Genomic DNA, 19915 nt, shown 5'->3' with positions numbered 1-19915 from the left:
GAAGGAGATGCTCGGGTCAGGCCCGAGCATGACGAGGCGGTGGAGGCCGGAGCCTCACGCCGCCTGCGCGGTGACGCGATTGGCGCCGCCGTCGAGCGGCAGGTGGACCATGACGATGGTGCCGGCACCCATCGCCGAGCGCAGGCGGAGCGAGCCGCCATGCATCTCGGTGAGCGAGCGGGCGATGGCGAGGCCGAGCCCCGAGCCCTTGTAGCTGCGGACCAGATCGCCCTCGACCTGCTCGAACGGGCGGCCGACCCGGTCGATCTTCTCCTTGGGGATGCCGATGCCGGTATCCTCGATGAAGATGTTGAGCGCGCCGGGGACATGGCGGGTGCGGACCGCGATCCGCCCGCCTTCCGGCGTGAACTTGGCGGCGTTGTCGAGGAGGTTGCCGAGGATCTGGTAGAGGGCGTGCGGGTCGGCTTCGAGATGGGTGTCGAGCGGGCCTTCGATGGCGAGCACCAGCTGCTTGCGCTCCACCTCCGGCTGGACCTTCTGCAGCGCCTGGTCGAGCACCGGGCCGAGCGCGATCTCCGTCTTCTCCAGCCGCATCCGGCCGGATTCGATGCGGGACATGTCGAGGATGTCGTCGATGATGCTCAGGAGGTAGCCGCCGCTGGAGCGGATATCGCGGACATAGTCGGTGTATTTCTCGCCGAGCGGGCCGAACATGCCGTTCTCCATGATCTCGGAGAAACCGATGATCGCGTTGAGCGGCGTGCGCAGCTCATGGCTCATATTGGCGAGGAACTCGGACTTGGCGCGGTTGGCGCTTTCGGCGGAGGCTTTCTGCTCGAGATAGCGTTCGGCCAGATCGGCGAGCTGCTGGGCCTGGGCTTCGAGCTTCTGGCGCGAGGCCTTGAGATCGGTGACATGCATCAGGAGCTGGTGCTCGGACTGGGTCAGCCGCTCTTCCTGCTGCTTGAGCTTGGTGATGTCGGTGCCGACCGAGACCGAGCCGCCATCCTTGGTGCGGCGGCCGTTGATCTGGAGCCAGCGGCCGTCCGAGAGGCGGGCCTCGTAGGAGGCGCCGGCATTGCCGCGCTGCACGCGCATCGGCTCGCGGTCGATCTGCGGCTGGGCGGAGCGCTCCATGATCTCGTCATAGGAAGCGCCGGATTGCAGGGCCTCGGGCGGGAGCTGGTGAAGCTGCTGGTACTTGGCGTTGCAGAGCACGAGGCGGTTATCGGCATCCCAGAGCACGAAGGCTTCCGAGATCGCCTCGACGGCGTCGCGCAGGCGGGCGTCGGCGGTGGCGGTGCGCTCGGCCATGCGGCGCTGCTCGGAGATGTCGACGACGATGCCGACGAGGTGGCGCGAGCGGGTGCGGCGGTCGATCACCAGCTCCGCACGGGCCTTGAGCCAGATCCATTCGCCAGCGGCGGAGCGGACGCGGAATTCGCGGTCGAGATGGTCGGCCTCACCGCGGCTGATCGCGTCGGCCAGCGCGTAGAGGTCGACATCCTCCTGGTTGATGAAGCTCGAGACCTCGCCGAAGGACATGTACTCGCCGGTACGGTCATAGCCGAGCAGGGCATACATCGAATCCGACCAGTAGATTCGGCCGCGGGCGAGGTCCCAGTCCCAGAGGCCGCAATGGCCGCGGTTGAGCGCGGTATCGATGCGCTCGCGGACGCAGTCGCAATCCTGGTCGGCGGCACTCGCCCGCTTCGACTGGAGCATGAAGGCGAGCGTGGTGACGCCGAGGACGAGCCCGGCGGCGCCGAACAGCAGGATCAGGCCGGAGCGGCGCAGCTGCCAGGTCGAGAGAGCGCGGGAGACCGGCTGGAGCACGGCGACCTGTCCGAGCGGGGAGGAGAGGTTGCGCACGCTGGCGAGGACATCGACGCCGTTCGGCAAGGTGATGCGCATCACACCGGCGCGGTCGCCGAAGATGGTCAATGGCTGGGTCGGGCCGAGGAAGTCGACCAGCGTGCGCTGCGTCTGGCCGATGGCCGGCTCGCTGGCGATGATACGGCCATCGGCGCCGCTGACATGGACGATACGGCCATGGGCGGCGAGGTGGCGGGCCGTGAGGGCGGCGAGCACGGCGGTCGGCTCCTTGCCGGTCAGCGTCGCGGCATCGAGCTCGCGGGCGACCAGCGCCGAGACCAGGTCCATGTCGCCGGTCGCGTCGACGAGGGCGTCATCGCGCATGGCCGAAGTCTGGAACAACGCCCCGGCACCGAGGATGACGAGGAACAGCCCGACGAGCGCCGGGATGGCGGTGCGGAAGGTGGGCTCGAAACTTTCGAAGCGATGATACAACGGGTGCGTCAGCGAGCGTGCTACACCCAGAATCGTATCGGCGCGCACAGGTGCGCAGCCCGCGTTGGCACGCGACATGCCCGGTCCCCCTTCGGAACTTTACCGTCAGTAAGATCGGGAGACGTGCCGCATCCCCGCGAATCACTGTCAGTTGAATCCGGACGACTCGGTTTGTCTAGCCCTGAGTTGAGTCAGGAGTGTCGAATTCCCCTTTAGGTTGTAGTGCTTATGGCGATGAATCCTGCGCGGGTAATGAAACGTTAATGTTTTGGACAGGTCGGCATTAACCATTCCGGAGAGCGCTCAGGCGAGCGCTCTTTCGGCGATGTCGGCGACGTCTCGCGATAGGTTCGGCAGCCGCGCCACGGTGCTCAAGGCCTCCTGTGCAAGGCCCTTGCGACCGGGCTCCAGCATGCGCCAGCTCTTGAACGAGCCGAGCAGCCGCGAGGCGACCTGCGGGTTGGTCTTGTCGAGCGCCACGACGATATCGGCGACGAACTCGTAGCCCGCGCCATCCGCCCGGTTGAACTGGGTGAGATTGGCTGCGAAGCCGCCGATCAGCGCCCGTACGCGGTTGGGATTGCCGAGCGAGAAGGCCGGGTGCTGCATCAGCGTCTTGACCCGCTCCAGCGTGCCGGGCTCGGCGATCAGCGCCTGCGCCATCAGCCATTTGTCGAGCACCAGCGGCTCGCCCGCATAGGTCTCGGCAAAGCGGGCGATCAGAGCTTCCCGGCGCTCGCCGGGGATCAGTGTCATGGCTGCCAGCGCGGCGAGGCGATCGGTCAGGTTGTCTCCGCCGGCGAACTGCTCTTCGCAGAGGTCGGCGGCGTCAGTCGGGGCGGCCAAGGCCGCCAGCCCGAGCAGTTCGTTGCGCAGTGCCCGCCGTCCGGCGGACGCGGCATCAGGACGATAGGTGCCGCTCGCCGCCAAAGCCCCGCGCAGGCCCGGCAGGTCTCCGAGCAAGGCCTTGCCGATCGCGCTCGACAGTTTGCGGTGGGCTGCGAAGATCGCGTCGGGATCGACATCCCCACCGATCTCGCGGGCGATATCGGCCGGCGCCGGCAGGCGTAGCACCTGCGCGGCGAAGGCGGGGTCGGACAGCGCATCGCTCTTGAGGAAGACCTGCAATGCCTCGCCGAGCTTGCCGGCGGTCGCCGTCAGAACTCCCGCATCGGCGCCGGGCTTGCCGGCGGCCACGAGCACGCGGGTCGCGACGCTCTGGAGCGATTGCCAGCGATTGAAGGAATCGCTGTCCGCCGAAAACAGCCGCAGCAAGTCGGCATCCGACAGATCGAGGTCGAGCCGCGCCGGGGCGGAAAAACCGCGCATCAGCGAGGGGATCGGCGCCTCCGCGACATCATCGAAGGTGACGGACAGCGACGGCTGGTCGAGCACGACGAGCCCGTCGCCGGCATAGGCGTTCGAGGCGGTCTTCAGCGGCAGGTCGCCCTTCGCGCCGACGAGGCCGAGCTTGATCGGGAGAACGACCGGCTGCTTTTCGGGCTGGCCCGGCGTGGGCGGTGTGCTCTGTGCCAGATCGAGCGTGTAGCGCTTCGCCGCTGCGTCGTATCGGCCGGAGGCGACGATGGTCGGCGTGCCCGCCTGCTCGTACCAGCGGGCGAAATGGTCGAGATTCTGGCCGGAGGCCTCAGTGAAGCAGGCGAGGAATTCCTCGATCGTCGCGGCGGTGCCGTCGCAGCGCTCGAAATAGAGGTCCATGCCGCGCTTGAAGGCGTCGTCGCCGATCAGGACCTTGAGCATGCGGATGACTTCCGCGCCCTTCTCGTAGACCGTCGGCGTGTAGAAGTTGTTGATTTCCTTGTAGGCGCGCGGCCGGACGGGATGGGCGAGGGGGCCGGCATCCTCGGAGAACTGGGTCGAGCGCAGCGTGCGGACATCGGCGATGCGCTTCACCGGGCGCGAGCGCTCGTCGGCGGAGAATTCCTGGTCGCGGAAGACGGTCAGGCCCTCCTTCAGGCAGAGCTGGAACCAGTCGCGGCAGGTGATGCGGTTGCCGGTCCAGTTGTGGAAATACTCATGCGCGATGATCGCTTCGATCGAGGCGTAGTCGCCGTCCGTCGCGGTCTGCGGATCGGCCAGGACGTATTTGTCGTTGAAGATGTTGAGGCCCTTGTTCTCCATCGCGCCCATGTTGAAATCCGACACGGCGACGACGTTGAACACGTCGAGATCATAGTTGCGGCCGAAGACCTGCTCGTCCCAGCGCATGCAGCGCACCAGCGAATCCAGCGCCCAGCCAGCGCGGTCGGCCTTGCCGGGCTCGACATAGACGGCGAGCTCGACCTTGTGGCCGTCGGCCGTGACGTAATCCTGACGGACATGGTCGAGCGCCCCGCCGACCAGCGCGAAGAGATAGGCGGGCTTGGGGTGCGGATCGTGCCAGACGGCGAAATGCCGGTCGCCGCCGGGCAGTTCCGCCGCCGCGACGAGATTGCCGTTGGAGAGCAGCACCGGCGCTTCGGCTTTCGCCGCTTCCAGCCTGACCGTGTAGACGCTCATCACGTCCGGCCGGTCGAGGAAATAGGTGATGCGGCGGAAGCCGTCCGCCTCACACTGCGTGCAATAGACCTTGGAGGAGCGGTAGAGCCCCATCAGCTTGGTATTGGCGGAGGGGTCGAGCTCGGTCTCGATCGTCAGCGTGAAGTCATGCGGTGGCGGGTTCGGGATCGTCAGCGCCTGCGGCGTCACCGTATAGGCGGACGCATCGAGCGGCTTGCCGTCGATGGCCAGCGATTTCAGCACCAGCTCGTCGCCGTCGAGCTTCAGCGGCGCACCGGGCTGTCCTTCCGGATTGGGCCTGAGCGCCAGGAGCGCGCGCACCCGCGTCTTCTGCGGATGCAGGCCGACGTCGAGATCGACGGTGTCGATCAGCCAGTCGCTGGGGCGGTAATCCTCGAGGCGGATCAGCGGGGCGTCTTCGGTACGCATGGAATCCCTGATGGCGAAGGTCAGGGGGCGGTTCTAGAGCATGCCGGCGCGGGAGGGAAACGCGCCGTCATGGCGGAAAACGGGCCGTCATGCTCTGGCTTGACCCGAGCATCTCATGACAAGGAGGCTCGGAGCCTCCTCTGGAAAGAGATTCTCGGGTCTGCGCTTCGCTCCGCCCGAGAATGACGGCTGGGGCGCGTCAGGAACCGGCCGGAACCGCCGGCTCCGCATGGCTCACCAGCCGGCAGACCTGCGGCCGGGCGAGGCGCACGGCACGCTCGATCGCATCGACGGCATCATGCACGGCGGCGACGTCCAGCGTCGGATCGACCCGGCAATGGTAGTTCACCACCAGCCCCTTGGCGGTCTGGCGCACGCGCACGCTGTGGATGTCATGGATCGGCCCGGCGACTTTCGCGGCCTCGCCCGCCAGCGCCTTGCCGATATCCTCGACGGTTTCCCAGGCGGCGTTGTGGCCGGAAGGCTGCCCGGTCTCCATCGGCTCGATATGGGTCTCGACCTCGGTCTCGCCGCCGAATTCGGCCCGGATCGCGCTTTCCAGCCGCGTCGCGATCTCATGCGCCTCGCCGAGCGGCAGGCTCTGGTCGACCTCCATGTCGAGGCTGACCGAGAGCTTCTCGCCGATCGAGTGGACGGTGACGTGGTGCACCGGGATCTTGAGCTTGAGCGCGATCAGCAGCACGCGCTCCAGCGCCGTCTCGTCATCGACCTGCACGGGGTCGGCGGTGATCGTGATCTCGGCGCCGGGCTCGACCTTAAGCAGGGCGTCGCCAAGCTGGGCCTTGATCGCCACGACCCGGTCGAGCGGTAGCGTCCGCGAGACGCTGATGCCGATCTCGCCATGGACGCGCCCCCCGGCCGGGCGCACGCGCAGCCAGTTGACGCCGACCACGCCCGGCACGCCGCGCGCAACCTCGCGCAGCTTCTCGCTGACCCCCTCGGGAGCTGTATCCATGAGTGTGGCGAGGACGCGCCGTGCGAGGCGATAGGCCGAGAAGGCGGTATAGGCGGCGATCGCGAAGGCTGCGGCGGTGTCGGCGCGCTCGATGCCGTACCAGACACCGATGAGGCCGACGAGCACCAGCCCCGAGCCGACGAAATCCGCCGAGAAATGGGTGGCTTCGCCGGCCAGTGCCTCGCTGCCGGTCTCCTTGGCGACCTTGGTCAGCGAACGCCAGCGGATCGCGTCGACGATCATCGAGAGTACGAGCACGCCGATGACGAGCGGCGTCACCTGGACGTGTTCGATGACATTGGTCCAGAGCCGGTTGCCGGCCTCCCAGAGGATCGCGCCGGCGAGCGTGAACAGGATCGCCGTCTCGACCAGCGCGGCCAGCGCCTCGACCTTGCCATGGCCGTAATGATGCTCGTCGTCGGCCGGCTTGTCGGAAGCGCGAACGGCGAACCAGGTGAACAGCGTCGAGCCGACATCGACCAGCCCCTGCAGGGCGTCGGTGAGCAGGGCGAGCGAGCCGGAGATGATGGCGCCGACGATCTTCGCCGCGGTGAGCAGGATCGTCGCCATCACCGAGATGATCGCGGCGCGCTGCTTGATCTGCGCGATCTGGGCGGGCGTGGCGCGCACGGCCGGTGCCGTCGCCGGCCCGTCTTGCGTTGTCGTCATGGCGCGTCCTGTTCAGATGGCTTGGAACGGCGATGCTCTTGCCTGATTTAGGAAACGGATCAACCCTGCCGCCACACAACGAGGAAGACCGATGCGATATCTCCACACCATGGTGCGCGTAACCGATCTGGATCAGGCGCTCGATTTCTACGTCGACAAGTTCGGGCTGGTCGAAACCCGCCGCATCGAGAACGAGAAGGGCCGTTTCACGCTGGTCTTCCTCGCTGCCTCCGACGATCTGGCGGAGGCGAAGGCCGGCGCTTCGCGCGGTCGCCCGACGCTGGAGCTGACCTATAACTGGGACCCGGAAACCTATACCGGTGGCCGCAATTTCGGCCATCTCGCCTATGAGGTCGACGACATCTACGCGACCTGCGACAAGCTGATGAAGGCCGGCGTGACCATCAACCGTCCCCCGCGCGACGGCAACATGGCCTTCATCCGTTCGCCCGACAACATCTCGATCGAGCTGCTCCAGAAGGGCGAGCCGAAGGCCCCGGCCGAGCCGTGGGCGAGCATGCAGAACACCGGGAGCTGGTGAGGCCTTGGCCGGCGTCTTCTGCCTGGGCATCGCCACGCTGGACTATGTCTACAGCGTCGAGACCATGCCGACTCGCGGCGAGAAGTACCGCTCCCGCGGGCTCGCCGTCGTCGGTGGCGGTTGCGCCGGCAATGCCTCGGTCGCGGTCGCCCGCCTTGGCGGCGCCTGCTGGCTAGCGACGCGCCTCGCCGATGACCTGACCGGAGACCAGATCGTCGCCGATCTCGAATCGGAGGGCGTCGATGCCGGCTTCGCCCGCCGCGTCGCCGGCCTGCGCTCGCCCGTCTCGGCGATTCTCGTCGATGCGGAAGGCGAGCGCATGGTGATCTCCTATTCCGATCCGGCGATGCCGGAGGATATCGGCTGGCTGCCGTCGAGCCTTCCGGAGGGAGCGGGCGCCGTGCTCGCCGACACCCGCTGGGGGGAGGGCGCGCTTGCCGCCCTGAAGCTCGCCCGCGTCGCAGGCGTGCCCGGCCTGCTCGACGGCGACCGCAGGCCGCCGCATCCCGATCTTGTGGGCACGGCGAGCCATGTCGCCTTCAGCCAGCAGGCGCTGCGCGAGATTTCGGGCGAGGAGGATCCGCGCACCGGCCTCGCCAAGGTCGCGGCCGGCGTCCCGACCTGGCTCGCGGTCACGCTCGGCAAGGAAGGTGTGCTCTTCGTCGATGAAGGCGATGTCCGGCACAGCCCGGCTTTCGTCGTCGATACCGTCGATACGCTGGGCGCAGGCGATGTCTGGCATGGCGCCTTCGCATTGGCCTTGGCCGAAGGGCAGGCCGAGCCGGCTGCGATCCGCTTCGCCTCGGCGGCGGCCGCGATCAAATGCACCCGCTTCGGTGGCCGCAGCGGGGCGCCGAAGCGCGACGAAGTCGAGCGCTTCCTCGCGCATGCCGCCAGCTAGCACGTTCAAAAGCTCATTTCCCTCCAGCGTCGCGCAGTCGTCACGCGCGTCGGGCATCTGACCCGGCGCGCTGCCGCGCATCGGTCGAGCTCAGGAGAGAGCATCATGCTGGCGATCCAGGGTCTGAAATGCATCTATGACACCACGGGCAAGGGCTGGGCGATCGAGCTCGTCCTGAGGGCCGATGGCGAGGAAGCCGTGCGCCGCTTCGATGTCGAGGGGGCCGAGGATGCCGAATTGCTGATCGAGGCCTTCGAGGATGCTTCGGCCAGCGCCTTCGATCCGGAGACCGGCGAGATCGTCTTCGGTTACGAATATCTCGACCTCGACGAAGAGGACGAGGAAGATGAGGGCGACGAGGACGAGGAAGCCGACGAATCCGAAGAGGATGACGAGGATTCCGAAGAGGCCGGCAAGGACGAGAAGCCGAAAGGCTGAAGCCTCGCCTGAACGGGCCGCGTGCGGCCCCGTGACGATCATGAGCCCGGAGAGGCAGCCGCCTCGCCGGGCGATCTCGTTTCGGAGGTTGCCATCGGCCGGGCTTTTTCGGGTGCTGGTATCGGCGCCGGGATCAGGTGCAATCTGCGGAAGGCTTAAGACGCAATGACGGGCAGGGAATGACACAGGAACAGGATGATGATCGGGTCGCGGAAGCGCCGTCGGCCGCTCTCGCGACCTTGGCCGATCCGGCGGGTCTCGCCGGTGCGGCCAGCAAGAAGCGCGGTGTCTGCGCCATCAGCGGGCAGGAGATGGCGCGCCGGAACCTGATCGAGATCGGCACGCTGCGCCCCGCGCTCGCCGACCATATCCGCAACGATTTCCCGGATATGCCCGATCACGCGCTGATCAGCCTGAAGGAGCTCGCGCGCTACCGCACCCGCTATGTCGAGGAGATCCTGCGCGAGGAGCACGGCGAATACTCCGACCTCGATCGCGAGGTCGCCGAGAGCATCGCTCGGCAGGAGACCATCGCCGAGAATACCGAAGATGATTTCGAGGAACACCGCACGCTCGGCGAGCGTTTCTCCGACAATCTCGCGAGCTTCGGCGGCTCCTGGGCCTTCCTGATCAGCTTCGGCTTCGTGCTGGTCATCTGGATGGCGATCAACGGCCTGATGGGCGAGACCAAGGCCTTCGATCCCTATCCCTTCATCCTGCTGAACCTCGTGCTGTCCTGCATCGCGGCGGTGCAGGCGCCCATCATCATGATGAGCCAGAAGCGGCAGGAATCGAAGGATCGCCTGCGTTCGCTCAACGACTATCAGGTCAATCTCAAGGCCGAGCTCGAAATCCGCCACCTGCACGAGAAGATGGACCATCTCGTCACCCGGCAATGGCAACGCTTGGCCGAGATCCAGCAGGTCCAGCTCGAGATGCTGCAGGAGGCGCAACTGCCGAAGCCGCGGGCGAAGCGGCGCAAGAAGCCCGTCGCCAAGAAGAAGCGCGCGAAGCCGGCCGAGGCGCTCGTCGCTCCCGTGTCCGACAAGCCGGAAGGCGAGGCCTAGCCGCGCTTCGCTTGACTCCCCATCCTCCCGCCGGTCTTTTCGTCGGCAAACGAATCCGATCGGGAGGATGATGATGGTTTCTTCGCGTTTCGCGCCGGTTGGCGCGCTCATCGCCGGCCTGGCTTTCACGGCCCCGGCTTTCGCCCAGGGTCAGGTCACCGTCTATTGCTCGATCCTCGAGGAGCAGTGCCGCGAGGGTGCTGCGATGTTCGAGAAGGCCACCGGCATCAAGGTCTCGATGGTCCGCAAGAGCACCGGCGAGGTCTATGCGCAGGTCAAGGCCGAGGCGAGCAACCCGCGCGGCGACGTCTGGTGGGGTGGCCCGGGCGAGCCGCATCTCCAGGCGGCCGACGAAGGCCTGCTCGACGAGTACAAGTCACCAAAGCTGCCGGAACTGCATGTCTGGGCGCAGCGCCATGCCGAGCAGTCGAAATTCCGCACCAACGGCATCTATCTCGGCGCGCTCGGCGTCGGCTACAACACCGAGGTGCTGAAGAAGAAGGGCATCGCCGCGCCGAAATGCTGGGCCGACCTGCTCGATCCCAAGCTGCGCGACGAGGTTCAGATCGCCGATCCCAGCTCGTCCGGCACGGCCTATGTCTTCCTCGCGACGACGGTGCAGCGCCTCGGCGAGGAGAAGGGCTTCGAGTACCTCAAGGCCCTGCACAAGAACATCAGCCAGTACACCAAGTCCGGCATCGCCCCGGTCAAGGCGGCAGCGCTCGGCGAGACGGCTGTCGGCATCGCCTTCATCCACGACATGCTGACGCAGAAACTGCAGGGCGCCCCGATCGAGACCTTCGCGCCCTGCGAGGGCACCGGCTACGAGACCGGCTCGGTCTCGATCATCAAGGGCGGCAAGAATCCGGAGGCCGCGCGCAAATTCGTCGATTTCACGCTCTCGCCCGATGCCCAGAACATCAATGCGAAGCTGAAGATCAACTCGATCCCGTCGAACAAGAATTCGCTGCTCTCGCCGGACGCGCCGAAATTCGCCGAGATGAAGCTGATCGACTACGACACCCCGCGCTGGGGTTCGCCGGTGGAGCGCTCGCGCCTGCTCAAGAAGTTCGACACCGAGGTCAAGGCGCTGCCGCGCTGAGGCCCCTGTGACATCCAAGCTTGGTAGCACGGCCGCCGGTTTGTGCTACTAAGCTGCGATCCGGGCTCGGGCGCGTGGTGCCTTAGCCTCAAGCCATGGGATGCCGCCGATGCTTCGCGCCACCTCCGTCCTTCGCAAGGCCGCCGTCAAGGCCGAGCGCGTCGTCGATACGCTGCCGCTGGGCCATCGCGACCGCTCGATCAATGGCGTGAGCGTTCGCGCCACGGGCGGGCTGGAATTCGCGATCTCGCTCGACAAGGCGACGGCGCTGAACGACGGCGATGCCCTGAAGCTCGAAGACGGCATGCTGGTCCAGATCAAGGCCGCGCCGGAAAGCCTGCTGGAAATCCGCGCCGAGAACCCGCTGCGGCTGGTGCGTCTCGCCTGGCATCTCGGCGGCCACCATGTCCCGGCCGAGATGACGGCCGAAGCGCTTTACATTCCGAACGATGCTGCGCTCGGCGAGCTGGTGCGCGGGCAGGGCTGTTCGATGACGGTGGTCGAGCGCCCGTTCCAGCCGGAAGCGGAAGTCCACCATCACGCCCATGGCGACGATTGCGGCTGCGGGCACGACCATCACGATCATCATCATGGTCATGACCACGGCCATGGGCATCATCACGATCACCACGGCCATGATCATGCGCATGACCACAAGCACGAGCATGCTGAGAAGCACGATCATGCGCATGGCGACGGCTGTGGCTGCGGCCATGACCATCACGGCCATGGTCATCACGATCATGGCCACGGCCATGGCGCCGCGCACGGCCACAAGGGCCATTCCCACGATCATTGAGGCGGATGCAGCGCGTCATGCTCGGGCTTGACCCGAGTATCTCGGGACGAGGACGCGCCTTTCCCTGCCAGCCATTCTCGGGTCTGCGCTTCGCTTCGCCCGAGAATGGCGGCTGAAGGCTTTGCGAAAGGCGAGCCTTAGGCCCGCCTTTCGCGTTTCAGGCCGCGTAGCCCTTGACCTGTGCCAGCGCGGTCATCACGCCGCGGAGTTCCGCAAGGCCACGCAGGCGCCCAACGGCCGGGTAGCCCGGGAAGCTGCCCTTGCCGACATCGTCGAGCAGCTCGTGGCCATGGTCCGGCCGCATCGGAATCCGCCAGTGCGGGTGGCCGGCAGCCTTACGGCGCTGCTCCTCGGCCATCAACACGTCGACCAGCGCGACCATGTCGGTGTCGCCGCCGAGATGCTCAGCCTCCATGAAGGAGCCGTCCGGGTCCTTGGCGACGTTGCGCAGATGCGCGAACCAGATCTTGTCGGCGAAGCGGCGGGCGATGCCGGGCACGTCGTTCTTCGGATTGGCGCCGAGCGAGCCCGAGCACAACGTCAGCCCGTTCGCGGAAGATTCGACCGAGCCGAGGATGTAGGCGATGTCGTCCTCGGTCGAGCAGATTCGCGGCAGGCCGAACAGCGAGCGCGGCGGGTCGTCCGGATGGATGCACATGCGGATGCCGACCTCTTCGGCGGTCGGGATGATCGCCTCCAGGAAGCGCTTCAGGTTGGCGCGCAGCTTGTCATGGGTCATGCCGGCATAGCGCTCGAGGATGCGGGCGAGGCCGGGCAGGTCGTAGCGGTCGAAGGCGCCGGGCAGGCCGGCCATGACGCTGGAGAGCAGGCGGTCGCGATCGGCCTGCGTGGATTTCTCGAACCAGGCCCTGGCCTTGTCCATCACCTCCGCGGAGTGCCCTTCGTCGGCGCCCTTGCGCTTCAGCATGAAATGGTCGAGCGCGACATATTCGTGCAGGTTGAAGCGTAGCGCCGTGCCGCCGCCGGGCAGCTTGTGGGCGAGCTCGGTGCGGGTCCAGTCCAGCACCGGCATGAAATTGTAGCAGATCACCTCAAGCCCGCAGGCGGCGAGGTTGCGCATCGATTGGCGGTAGTTCTCGAAGACGGTTTCGAGGTCGCCTTCGCCGATCTTGACGCTTTCATGGATCGGCAGGCTCTCGACCACCTTCCATTCGAGGCCGAGGCTCTTGTCGGCGCGGACGATGGCCTGGCGCTTCTCGATCTCCTCGACACTCCAGACCACGCCATAGGGGATCTGGTGCAGCGAGTTGACGATGCCGGTCGCGCCGGCCTGCCGGGCCTGCGCCAGAGTCACGACATCATCCGGCCCGAACCAGCGCCAGCATTGTTCCATGGTGTTGTTATCCTTGTGAGAAATGTCGCTGCGCGGCGAACGGGCGTCAGGTGGTTTCGGGAGCGAGGCGGGAATCGTCGAAGGCGTCCGCATGGTCCTTCGCGATCGTGTCGATCGTCGCGAAGACCGTGCGCAGATGCGCGCGCATCGCGGCTTCCGCGCCTTTGGCGTCGTGCTTCATGATGCAGGCCGCGATGATCCGGTGCTCGTTCAGGATCACCTCGGACCAGGACGGCGTCTCCAGCGAGAGGCAGCGCACCCGGTCCATCTGGGCCTTCACGCTCTCGATCATGCTCCAGACCGCACGGTGGCCGGCGATGCGCGAGATCTCGGCATGGAACACCTCGTCGAGGCGGAAGATCTCGGAGCGCTCTCCGCGCCGGACCGCTTCCGCCTGCTGCTCGACCTGGGCGGCGAGGCGGCGGCAATCGGCATCGCCGATGCGCTGCGCGGCCAGCACCACGGTGCGGCATTCCAGCGTCTCGCGGATGAACTGGCTGTCACGGACGGCGGCAAGGTCGATCGGTGCGACGAAGGTGCCGACCTGTGGCACCGCGACGAGGAAGCCCTCGTCGACCAGCCGCTTGAACGCCTCGCGCACAGGTGTGCGGCTGACGCCGAAGCGCAGAGCCATCCGCGCCTCCGACATCGATTCGCGCGGTTTCAGCGCGCCGCTGATCACATCGCCGCGCAGAACGCTGTAGATTTGGTCCGTGCTGTGACGGGTTGCAGGGTGGGCCATTGCCAAGCTCTCGACGACTAGTATACTAGGATACTGATCAACCGGGGGCTGCGTCAACTTGGCAGGTTCCCGGGGCGAGGGCAGGGGCCGGATCGGGGCGGTCGGGCCTGCACATCATAATAAAGCTCGTAAGCGGGCATCCACATCTGGAGGAGAAATCATGGCTCACGACAGCATCAATCGGCGTCATTTCATTGGTGGCGTTGCCGGCCTCGGCGCAGCAGTGCATGCGCCCGGCGTCTTCGCGCAGCAGCTCAAGCTGCCGGCCTCGCCGCTGACGATCAGCATCATCGACGTCGGCGGGGCGCTCGCCCTCGTCCAGACGCCGCTGGAGAATTATCCGAAGGCCAATCCCAAGGCCGTCTCGCGCATGGTCTTCACCAAGGCCCCGGCGCCCGAATTGCCGGCCAAGATCAAGGCCCAGCAGAATGCCGGCCGCCTCGACATCGATATGGTCATCGGCGGCCTGGACGTCCTTTCAGCCGGCATCGACCAGAAGCTCTGGGTCGATCTGCTCCCGCGCCTGCAGGCCGAATTGCCGAAGCCGGAGGATATCTACCTCAAGCCGGCGCTCGCCATGCATAATCTCGGGCAGGGTCAGGCCATGGCGATGGTCTATTACCCCTCCGGTCCGCTGCTCGAATACATGCCGGATCGCGTCAAGCAGGTGCCGACCACGGCGGAAGAGCTGCTGGCCTGGACAAAGCAGAACAAGAACCGCTTCTTCTACGGCCGCCCGGCCAATTCCGGCCCCGGCCGCACCTGGATCATGGGCCTGCCTTATCTCCTCGGTGATAAGGACCCGAAGGATCCCGAGAAGGGCTGGGACAAGACCTGGGCCTATCTCAAGGAGCTCGGCGAGAACATCGAGTACTATCCGGGCGGTACCGGCCAGACGATGAAGGAGCTCGGCGATGGCTCGCGCGACATCATCGTCTCGACGACGGGCTGGGACATCAACCCGCGCGTGCTCGGCATCGTGCCGAAGGAAGCCAAGATCCAGGCGCTGAAGGGTTTCCACTGGGTCACCGACGCCCAGTACATGATGATCCCGAAGGGCGTCTCGGACGAGAAGCTCAACGTGCTGCTCGACCTGATCCGCCACATGCTGACGCCGGCGCAGCAGGCCTTCACCTATGACGAAGGCTATTTCTATCCGGGCCCGGCGGTGAAGGACGTGCCGCTTTCGATGGCCCCGGCTTCCAGCCAGAAGGCCATCGCCGAGTTCGGCCGCCCCGAATACGAGAAGCTCATCGCCGACAACCCGATGGAAACCCCGCTCAACCCCGACAAGATGGTGATCGCCTTCCGCATCTGGGACGAGCAGGTCGGCGGCGCCAAGAAGAAGTAATTGCGATTGCAGCGGCGGGCCCCGGCTTGGTCCGGGGCCCGCCGCCTGCTGTTCCGATCCCGTTTCTCAGATCCATCCGGAAGCCATGACCATCAACGCAGCCTCGTTCCGCGAGCTTCGGCTCGACCGTCTGAGCCGTGACTTCGGCACCCATAACGCGCTCAAGGACGTCTCGCTGACGATCGGCAAGGGCGAGTTCATCGCGCTGCTCGGTCCGTCCGGCTGCGGCAAGTCGACGACGCTGAACCTGATCGCGGGCCTGCTGCCGGCGACCGGTGGCGGCATCTGGCTCGACGACAAGCGCATCGATCCGCTGCGCCCGGAAGAACGCGGCTTCGGCATGGTCTTCCAGAGCTATGCGCTCTTCCCGCATATGAACGTGAACAAGAATATCGGCTTCGGCCTGAAGATGCGCGGCCTGCCGCGCGCCGAGATCGACAAGCGTGTCGCCGAGGCCGCGGCGCTGGTGCGCCTGCAGGGCCAGACCGAGAAGCTGCCCGGCCAGCTCTCCGGCGGCCAGCAGCAGCGCGTCGCCATTGCCCGCGCCATCGTCGTCGAGCCGCCGCTCGTGCTGATGGATGAGCCGCTCTCGAATCTCGACGCCAAGCTGCGTCTGGAGATGCGCGCCGAGATCCGCCGCATCCACAACACGCTCGGCGCCACCACGATCTACGTCACCCACGACCAGGAGGAGGCGCTCTCGCTCGCCGACCGCATCGTCGTGCTGCGCGACGGCCAGGTTCGCCAGGTCGGCACGCCGGAAGACCTGTTCATGCGGCCGGACCATCTCGACGTCGCCGAGTTCATGGGCTTCCGCAACAAGGTGAAGGGCAAGGTCGCCTCCGCCGGGGACGGCAAGGCGACGATCACGGTGGGCGACGCGCAGCTCTCGGGCCGTGCTCGCGATGCGGTGTCCGCCGGTGCCGACGGCTATCTGGCGATCCGCCCCGAGGATCTGCATCCGGTCGCGGCCGGTCAGCCCGGTCTCAAGGCGCAGGTTGTCTCGACCGAGTTCCGCGGCCGCGAGTTCGTCGGCTTCGCCCGCATGGCGGATGGCACGGACCTGTCCTTCCTCGCCCATGACAAGCTGTCGCCGGGCGAGGCCGTGACGCTCGCCGCCGATCCCGACCGCGTCCTCGTCTATGGAGCGGCGGCGTGAGCACCGACACCTCCTCCATTCCGCTGAAGCAGCGGCTGGCGGCACGCGGGCTCGACGGGCTGACGCTGCTCGTCCTGCCGGCGGTCCTGTTCCTGCTGGCGCTGTTCATCTACCCGTTCTTCTACGGGCTCTTCCTGTCCTTCGAGCCGAAGCAGGGCGGCATCTTCGCCAACTACCAGCGCTTCTTCTCGGATCGCTTCCTCTATGGGACGATCGCGACGACGCTCTGGCTCGCGCTTCCCGTGACCATCGCGACGCTGCTGCTGGCGATACCGATCGCCTTCCGCGTCCGCCTGATGCGCAACCAGCGCCTGCTGACCACGATCCTGGTGATCCCGATCACGCTCGGCACGGTGCTCGTCGCAGAGGGCCTGCTGAACTATCTTGGGCCGCAGGGCTGGTTCAACCGCGTGCTGATGACCTTCGGCATCATCTCCTCGCCAGTGAAGCTGCTGCACAACTACTGGGGCGTGATGCTCTCGCTGGTCATCACCGGCTTCCCCTTCACCTTCCTGCTAACGCTGTCATATCTCTCCGGCATCGATCCGGCGCTGGAGCAGGCGGGCGCGACGCTGGGGGCAGGGCCGTGGGAGCGCTTCAAGCACATCCTGTTCCCGCTCCTGCTACCGGGGCTCGCGATCACCTTCTGCCTGAGCTTTGTGCAGGCCTTCTCGGTCTTCCCATCGGCGGTGCTGCTCGGCGCGCCCTCGGGGCCGACCCGCGTGATCTCGATCGCGGCCTATCAGGCGGCCTTCGAGGAATACGACTACTCAATGGCTTCGGCCGTCGCGATGATCATGGGCGTGGTTCAGCTCACCATCGTCGTCGTTGTCCTGGCCGCGCGCGGCATGCTGTATCGCGGCCCTGCCGGCGGCGGAAAGGGTTGATCCAATGGTGAAGGATACCCGTCTCTCGACGAAGCTCTGGGCGGCCGCCAATTGGGCGCTGATCGGCTTCTTCATCGTCAATCTCTTCGCGATGATCGGCACGGTCGTCGTCTCGTCCTTCTCTACGCGCTGGCTTGGCACCTGGCTGCCGGCCGGCTGGACGACGCGCTGGTATGCGGCCGCCTGGTCGGAATTCCAGCTCTATGACGTGCTCTTCGTCACCTTCCAGATCGTCTTCCTGGTGGTGGCGCTCTCCGGCCTGATCGGCGTGCCTGCGGCCTATGCGCTGGCGCGGCGGGACTTCCCGGGCAAGAAGCTGGTGATGCTGCTCTTCCTGCTGCCGCTGCTCGTGCCGCCGATCACTTTCGGCATCCCGCTGGCGACGGTGCTCTACCAGACCGGCTTCGCCGGCCAGATGTCCGGTGTGGTGCTGGCGAATCTCGTGCCGACCGTGCCCTTCGTCATCTTGGTGATGATCCCGTTCATCGAGCAGATCGACACCAAGATCGAGGCGGCGGCGCGCGTCTTCGGCGCCAACACCTTCAAGCTCTTCGTGCATGTGCTGCTGCCGCTGCTCATGCCGGGCATCCTCGCGGCGCTGCTTCTGGTGCTGGTCAGGACGCTCGCCATGTTCGAGCTGACGTTCCTCACGGCCGGCCCGACCAGCCAGACGCTTGTCGTCGCGCTCTACTACGCGGTCTTCGCCGCGGGCGTGCGTGCGGTGCAGTCGATCGACGCCATGGCGGTGATCTACATGGTCACCACCCTGATCTGGCTCGTGATCGCGCTGCGCTTCGTCAACCCGACGCAGATCGTCGCGCGCGCCAAGAAGTGACAACGGCGGCGGCGTTCCTCACGAGCGCCGCCGTCATTTTCCATCGGTCTCCGGCCGCTCGTCCTCGTTGGCGGCGCTGCGGTTCCTGAACAGCCGCCACAGCGATTTGCGCATGCGTTTCGACGTCATGTGAGCGCCTGCCGGCCGGCGCTCCAGCGTGATCTTCTGGTCGTGATAATCCTCGAGGCCCGGACGATGGCCGACGCTGATCAGCGTCGCCGCGGCGAGCTCATCGTCGAACAGGCCCAGCAATGAAGCCTGGCTTCCCTCGTCGAGCGCCGAGGTCGCCTCGTCCATCACGATGATGTCGGGCTTTTGCAGCAGGAGGCGGACGAAGGCGACGCGCTGGCGCTCGCCGCCGGACAGGGCGCGATCCCAATCGTCCTCCTCTGCGTCGAGCTTCTTGGCGAGATAGCCCAATCCGCAGCGCTGCAAGGCCGCGAGGATCGCCTCGTCCGCCACCGCGCGGTCCGAATCCGGATAGAGCAGGATCGCGCGCAGGGTACCCTTCGGCAGATAGGGCTTCTGCGGCACGAAGGCGATGGTCTGGCCGGACGGCACGCGGATCGAGCCGGAGCCCCAGGGCCAGATGCCGGCGAGCGCCCGGATCAGCGTGCTCTTGCCGGAGCCGCTCTCGCCCGCGATCAGCGTCTTCGCGCCTTGTGCGATGGTGACGGTGGCATCGGCCACCACGATGCGGCCGTTGCTATGGGCGATGGACAGGTTCTCGAGATGGATCGCGTCGTCTTCGCTTTCGCCGAGGACGATCCGCTCGTCCTTCTCCATGATCGTGCCGATATCCAGCGCCTCCAGCTCTTCCACCAGCTCGTCGACGCGGGTGACCGAGGCGAACCACTCCGCCAGCCGCACGAAATTGTCGACGAACCAGATCAAGGCGGCCTGGACGGCGCTGAAAGCCGCGACGACCTGCACGACCGCGCCGAGCGTGATCGCGCCGGCCAGGAATTTCGGCGCGATCAGCAGGAGCGGCACGATCGGGAACAGCGCGCCATTGGTATTGAGCACCAAGGCGATGATGCCCTGCTGCCGCACGATCCTGAACCAGGCCGCCACCACGCGCCCATAGCCTTCCCCGGCGGAGCTGCGTTCGTCGGCATCGCCCTTGATCAGCGCGATGCTCTCGGCATTCTCGCGCAATCGCGTCATCTCGGCCCGGAACTGCGCTTCCATCTCGTTCTTGTGCGCGACGCGGGCGACGAGCGGGCGGCCGGCGAGATAGGCCGCAAGCGAGGCGATCGTGGCATAGACCACCGCCGCCACCGCCATATAGCTGGGGATCACGATCGTGGTTCCACCCAGCGTGAATTCGGCCGAGCCGGCGACCTGCCAGAGGATCGCGGCGAAGGTCGCGGCCGTGACGAAGGCGCTGATCAGGCCGATTGCAAGCTCAACGAGCGGCTCGATCGAGAGCCGGGCGTCCTCGGCGATCCGGTATTCCGGCGCGGTCATCTTCTTGGAGAGGAAGCCCAGGCGATAGTAGCGCTGATCGGCGATCCACCAGCCGGCGAGGCGGCGCGTCAGGTTCTCGCGCCAGCGCACCTGCAGCAGCATGCGGCTGACGACGAGGCCCGAAACCGAGAGAGCGGAAGCCGCCAGGAGAAAGGGCAGCCAACCGGTCGTCGCCCAGACCGCCTCGACGTCGCGCTTTTCGAGCGCGTCGAAGAACCAGCGGTTCCAGCGGTTGATGCCGACGGCACTGGCCGTCTGCGCCGCGATGAAGATCAGGACGGCGGCTGTCAGCCCCCAGGCCTGCCAGCGCGCCCTGCCGCGCCAGTAGCGCAAAGCGATGCGGAAGAACTGCCGCATGCGGGAGCGGCGCGAAACACGCGGAGCCTCGGCCATGTGCTACTCCG

16 protein-coding genes are annotated in these 19915 nt (G+C 66.5%); 10 read left to right on the top strand and 6 right to left on the bottom strand.

Annotation, left to right across the window (positions count from 1 at the left end; translation table 11 throughout):
• Positions 1-54: 54 nt before the first annotated feature.
• From AC3WMA_RS03525 to AC3WMA_RS03515, 3 genes are all read right to left on the bottom strand, one after another.
• Positions 55-2349, bottom strand: coding sequence for a PAS domain-containing sensor histidine kinase (locus tag AC3WMA_RS03525; protein WP_492284015.1), 2295 nt, complete (start codon positions 2347-2349; stop codon positions 55-57).
• 225 nt (positions 2350-2574) lie between these two features.
• Positions 2575-5220, bottom strand: a complete 2646-nt coding sequence (gene pepN, locus AC3WMA_RS03520) for an aminopeptidase N (RefSeq protein ID WP_492284014.1) — start codon at positions 5218-5220, stop codon at positions 2575-2577.
• A gap of 199 nt (positions 5221-5419) precedes the next feature.
• Positions 5420-6865: a cation diffusion facilitator family transporter gene (locus tag AC3WMA_RS03515; protein ID WP_492284013.1), complete on the bottom strand. Its 1446-nt coding sequence runs from the start codon at positions 6863-6865 to the stop codon at positions 5420-5422.
• Positions 6866-6956: 91 nt separating this feature from the next.
• Here AC3WMA_RS03515 and AC3WMA_RS03510 point away from each other — a divergent pair, with 91 nt between their 5' ends.
• From AC3WMA_RS03510 to AC3WMA_RS03485, 6 genes are all read left to right on the top strand, one after another.
• A complete protein-coding gene (locus AC3WMA_RS03510; protein ID WP_492284012.1) occupies positions 6957-7406 on the top strand; it encodes a VOC family protein in 450 nt (149 codons plus the stop codon).
• A gap of 4 nt (positions 7407-7410) precedes the next feature.
• On the top strand, positions 7411-8307 hold the full coding sequence (locus AC3WMA_RS03505) for a PfkB family carbohydrate kinase (RefSeq protein WP_492284011.1): 897 nt from the start codon (positions 7411-7413) through the stop codon (positions 8305-8307).
• 105 nt (positions 8308-8412) lie between these two features.
• Positions 8413-8745, top strand: a complete 333-nt coding sequence (locus AC3WMA_RS03500) for a hypothetical protein (protein WP_492284010.1) — start codon at positions 8413-8415, stop codon at positions 8743-8745.
• Between the two features lie 179 nt (positions 8746-8924).
• A complete protein-coding gene (locus AC3WMA_RS03495) occupies positions 8925-9812 on the top strand; it encodes a DUF1003 domain-containing protein (RefSeq protein WP_492284009.1) in 888 nt (295 codons plus the stop codon).
• 73 nt (positions 9813-9885) lie between these two features.
• The gene (locus AC3WMA_RS03490; protein ID WP_492284008.1) at positions 9886-10914 is read left to right on the top strand and encodes an ABC transporter substrate-binding protein; all 1029 of its coding nucleotides are present in this window, start codon (positions 9886-9888) and stop codon (positions 10912-10914) included.
• Positions 10915-11014: 100 nt separating this feature from the next.
• Positions 11015-11713 carry an urease accessory protein UreE gene (locus tag AC3WMA_RS03485; protein ID WP_492284007.1) on the top strand — a complete coding sequence of 233 codons (699 nt, stop codon included), beginning with the start codon at positions 11015-11017 and terminating at the stop codon, positions 11711-11713.
• Positions 11714-11870: 157 nt separating this feature from the next.
• Here the strand turns inward: AC3WMA_RS03485 and uxuA are convergent, their stop codons facing one another.
• Positions 11871-13067: a mannonate dehydratase gene (gene uxuA, locus AC3WMA_RS03480; protein ID WP_492284006.1), complete on the bottom strand. Its 1197-nt coding sequence runs from the start codon at positions 13065-13067 to the stop codon at positions 11871-11873.
• 46 nt (positions 13068-13113) lie between these two features.
• Entirely contained in the window at positions 13114-13809 is a 696-nt protein-coding gene (locus tag AC3WMA_RS03475; protein WP_492284005.1) for a GntR family transcriptional regulator, read from the bottom strand.
• A 160-nt stretch (positions 13810-13969) separates the two neighbouring features.
• On the opposite strand from AC3WMA_RS03475, the gene AC3WMA_RS03470 reads away from it, so the two are divergent.
• From AC3WMA_RS03470 to AC3WMA_RS03455, 4 genes are all read left to right on the top strand, one after another.
• Complete coding sequence (locus AC3WMA_RS03470) at positions 13970-15160, top strand: extracellular solute-binding protein (protein ID WP_492284004.1); 1191 nt, start codon at positions 13970-13972, stop codon at positions 15158-15160.
• Between the two features lie 91 nt (positions 15161-15251).
• Entirely contained in the window at positions 15252-16319 is a 1068-nt protein-coding gene (locus AC3WMA_RS03465) for an ABC transporter ATP-binding protein (RefSeq protein ID WP_492284737.1), read from the top strand.
• Complete coding sequence (locus AC3WMA_RS03460) at positions 16316-17206, top strand: ABC transporter permease (RefSeq protein WP_492284003.1); 891 nt, start codon at positions 16316-16318, stop codon at positions 17204-17206. The genes AC3WMA_RS03465 and AC3WMA_RS03460 overlap by 4 nt, the downstream gene beginning before the upstream one ends.
• Positions 17207-17210: 4 nt before the next feature.
• Entirely contained in the window at positions 17211-18041 is an 831-nt protein-coding gene (locus AC3WMA_RS03455; protein ID WP_492284002.1) for an ABC transporter permease, read from the top strand.
• A 33-nt stretch (positions 18042-18074) separates the two neighbouring features.
• On the opposite strand, the gene AC3WMA_RS03450 is transcribed toward AC3WMA_RS03455, so the two are convergent.
• Positions 18075-19904 carry an ABC transporter ATP-binding protein/permease gene (locus AC3WMA_RS03450; RefSeq protein ID WP_492284001.1) on the bottom strand — a complete coding sequence of 610 codons (1830 nt, stop codon included), beginning with the start codon at positions 19902-19904 and terminating at the stop codon, positions 18075-18077.
• Positions 19905-19915 lie beyond the last annotated feature (11 nt).

The sequence above is a fragment of the Allobosea sp. FW305-C-101 genome (genome assembly GCF_058783685.1).
This window is presented reverse-complemented; position numbering and strand designations above follow the sequence as displayed.

Bases quoted from the DNA above. Each gene is read 5' to 3' on its own strand.
- AC3WMA_RS03510 (WP_492284012.1), top strand. From the start codon at position 6,957: ATGCGATATCTCCACACCATGGTGCGCGTAACCGATCTGGATCAGGCG.
- AC3WMA_RS03515 (WP_492284013.1), bottom strand. From the start codon at position 6,865: ATGACGACAACGCAAGACGGGCCGGCGACGGCACCGGCCGTGCGCGCC.
- AC3WMA_RS03490 (WP_492284008.1), top strand. From the start codon at position 9,886: ATGGTTTCTTCGCGTTTCGCGCCGGTTGGCGCGCTCATCGCCGGCCTG.
- AC3WMA_RS03495 (WP_492284009.1), top strand. From the start codon at position 8,925: ATGACACAGGAACAGGATGATGATCGGGTCGCGGAAGCGCCGTCGGCC.
- pepN (WP_492284014.1), bottom strand. From the start codon at position 5,220: ATGCGTACCGAAGACGCCCCGCTGATCCGCCTCGAGGATTACCGCCCC.
- AC3WMA_RS03475 (WP_492284005.1), bottom strand. From the start codon at position 13,809: ATGGCCCACCCTGCAACCCGTCACAGCACGGACCAAATCTACAGCGTT.
- AC3WMA_RS03485 (WP_492284007.1), top strand. From the start codon at position 11,015: ATGCCGCCGATGCTTCGCGCCACCTCCGTCCTTCGCAAGGCCGCCGTC.
- AC3WMA_RS03470 (WP_492284004.1), top strand. From the start codon at position 13,970: ATGGCTCACGACAGCATCAATCGGCGTCATTTCATTGGTGGCGTTGCC.
- AC3WMA_RS03500 (WP_492284010.1), top strand. From the start codon at position 8,413: ATGCTGGCGATCCAGGGTCTGAAATGCATCTATGACACCACGGGCAAG.
- AC3WMA_RS03450 (WP_492284001.1), bottom strand. From the start codon at position 19,904: ATGGCCGAGGCTCCGCGTGTTTCGCGCCGCTCCCGCATGCGGCAGTTC.
- uxuA (WP_492284006.1), bottom strand. From the start codon at position 13,067: ATGGAACAATGCTGGCGCTGGTTCGGGCCGGATGATGTCGTGACTCTG.
- AC3WMA_RS03455 (WP_492284002.1), top strand. From the start codon at position 17,211: ATGGTGAAGGATACCCGTCTCTCGACGAAGCTCTGGGCGGCCGCCAAT.
- AC3WMA_RS03525 (WP_492284015.1), bottom strand. From the start codon at position 2,349: ATGTCGCGTGCCAACGCGGGCTGCGCACCTGTGCGCGCCGATACGATT.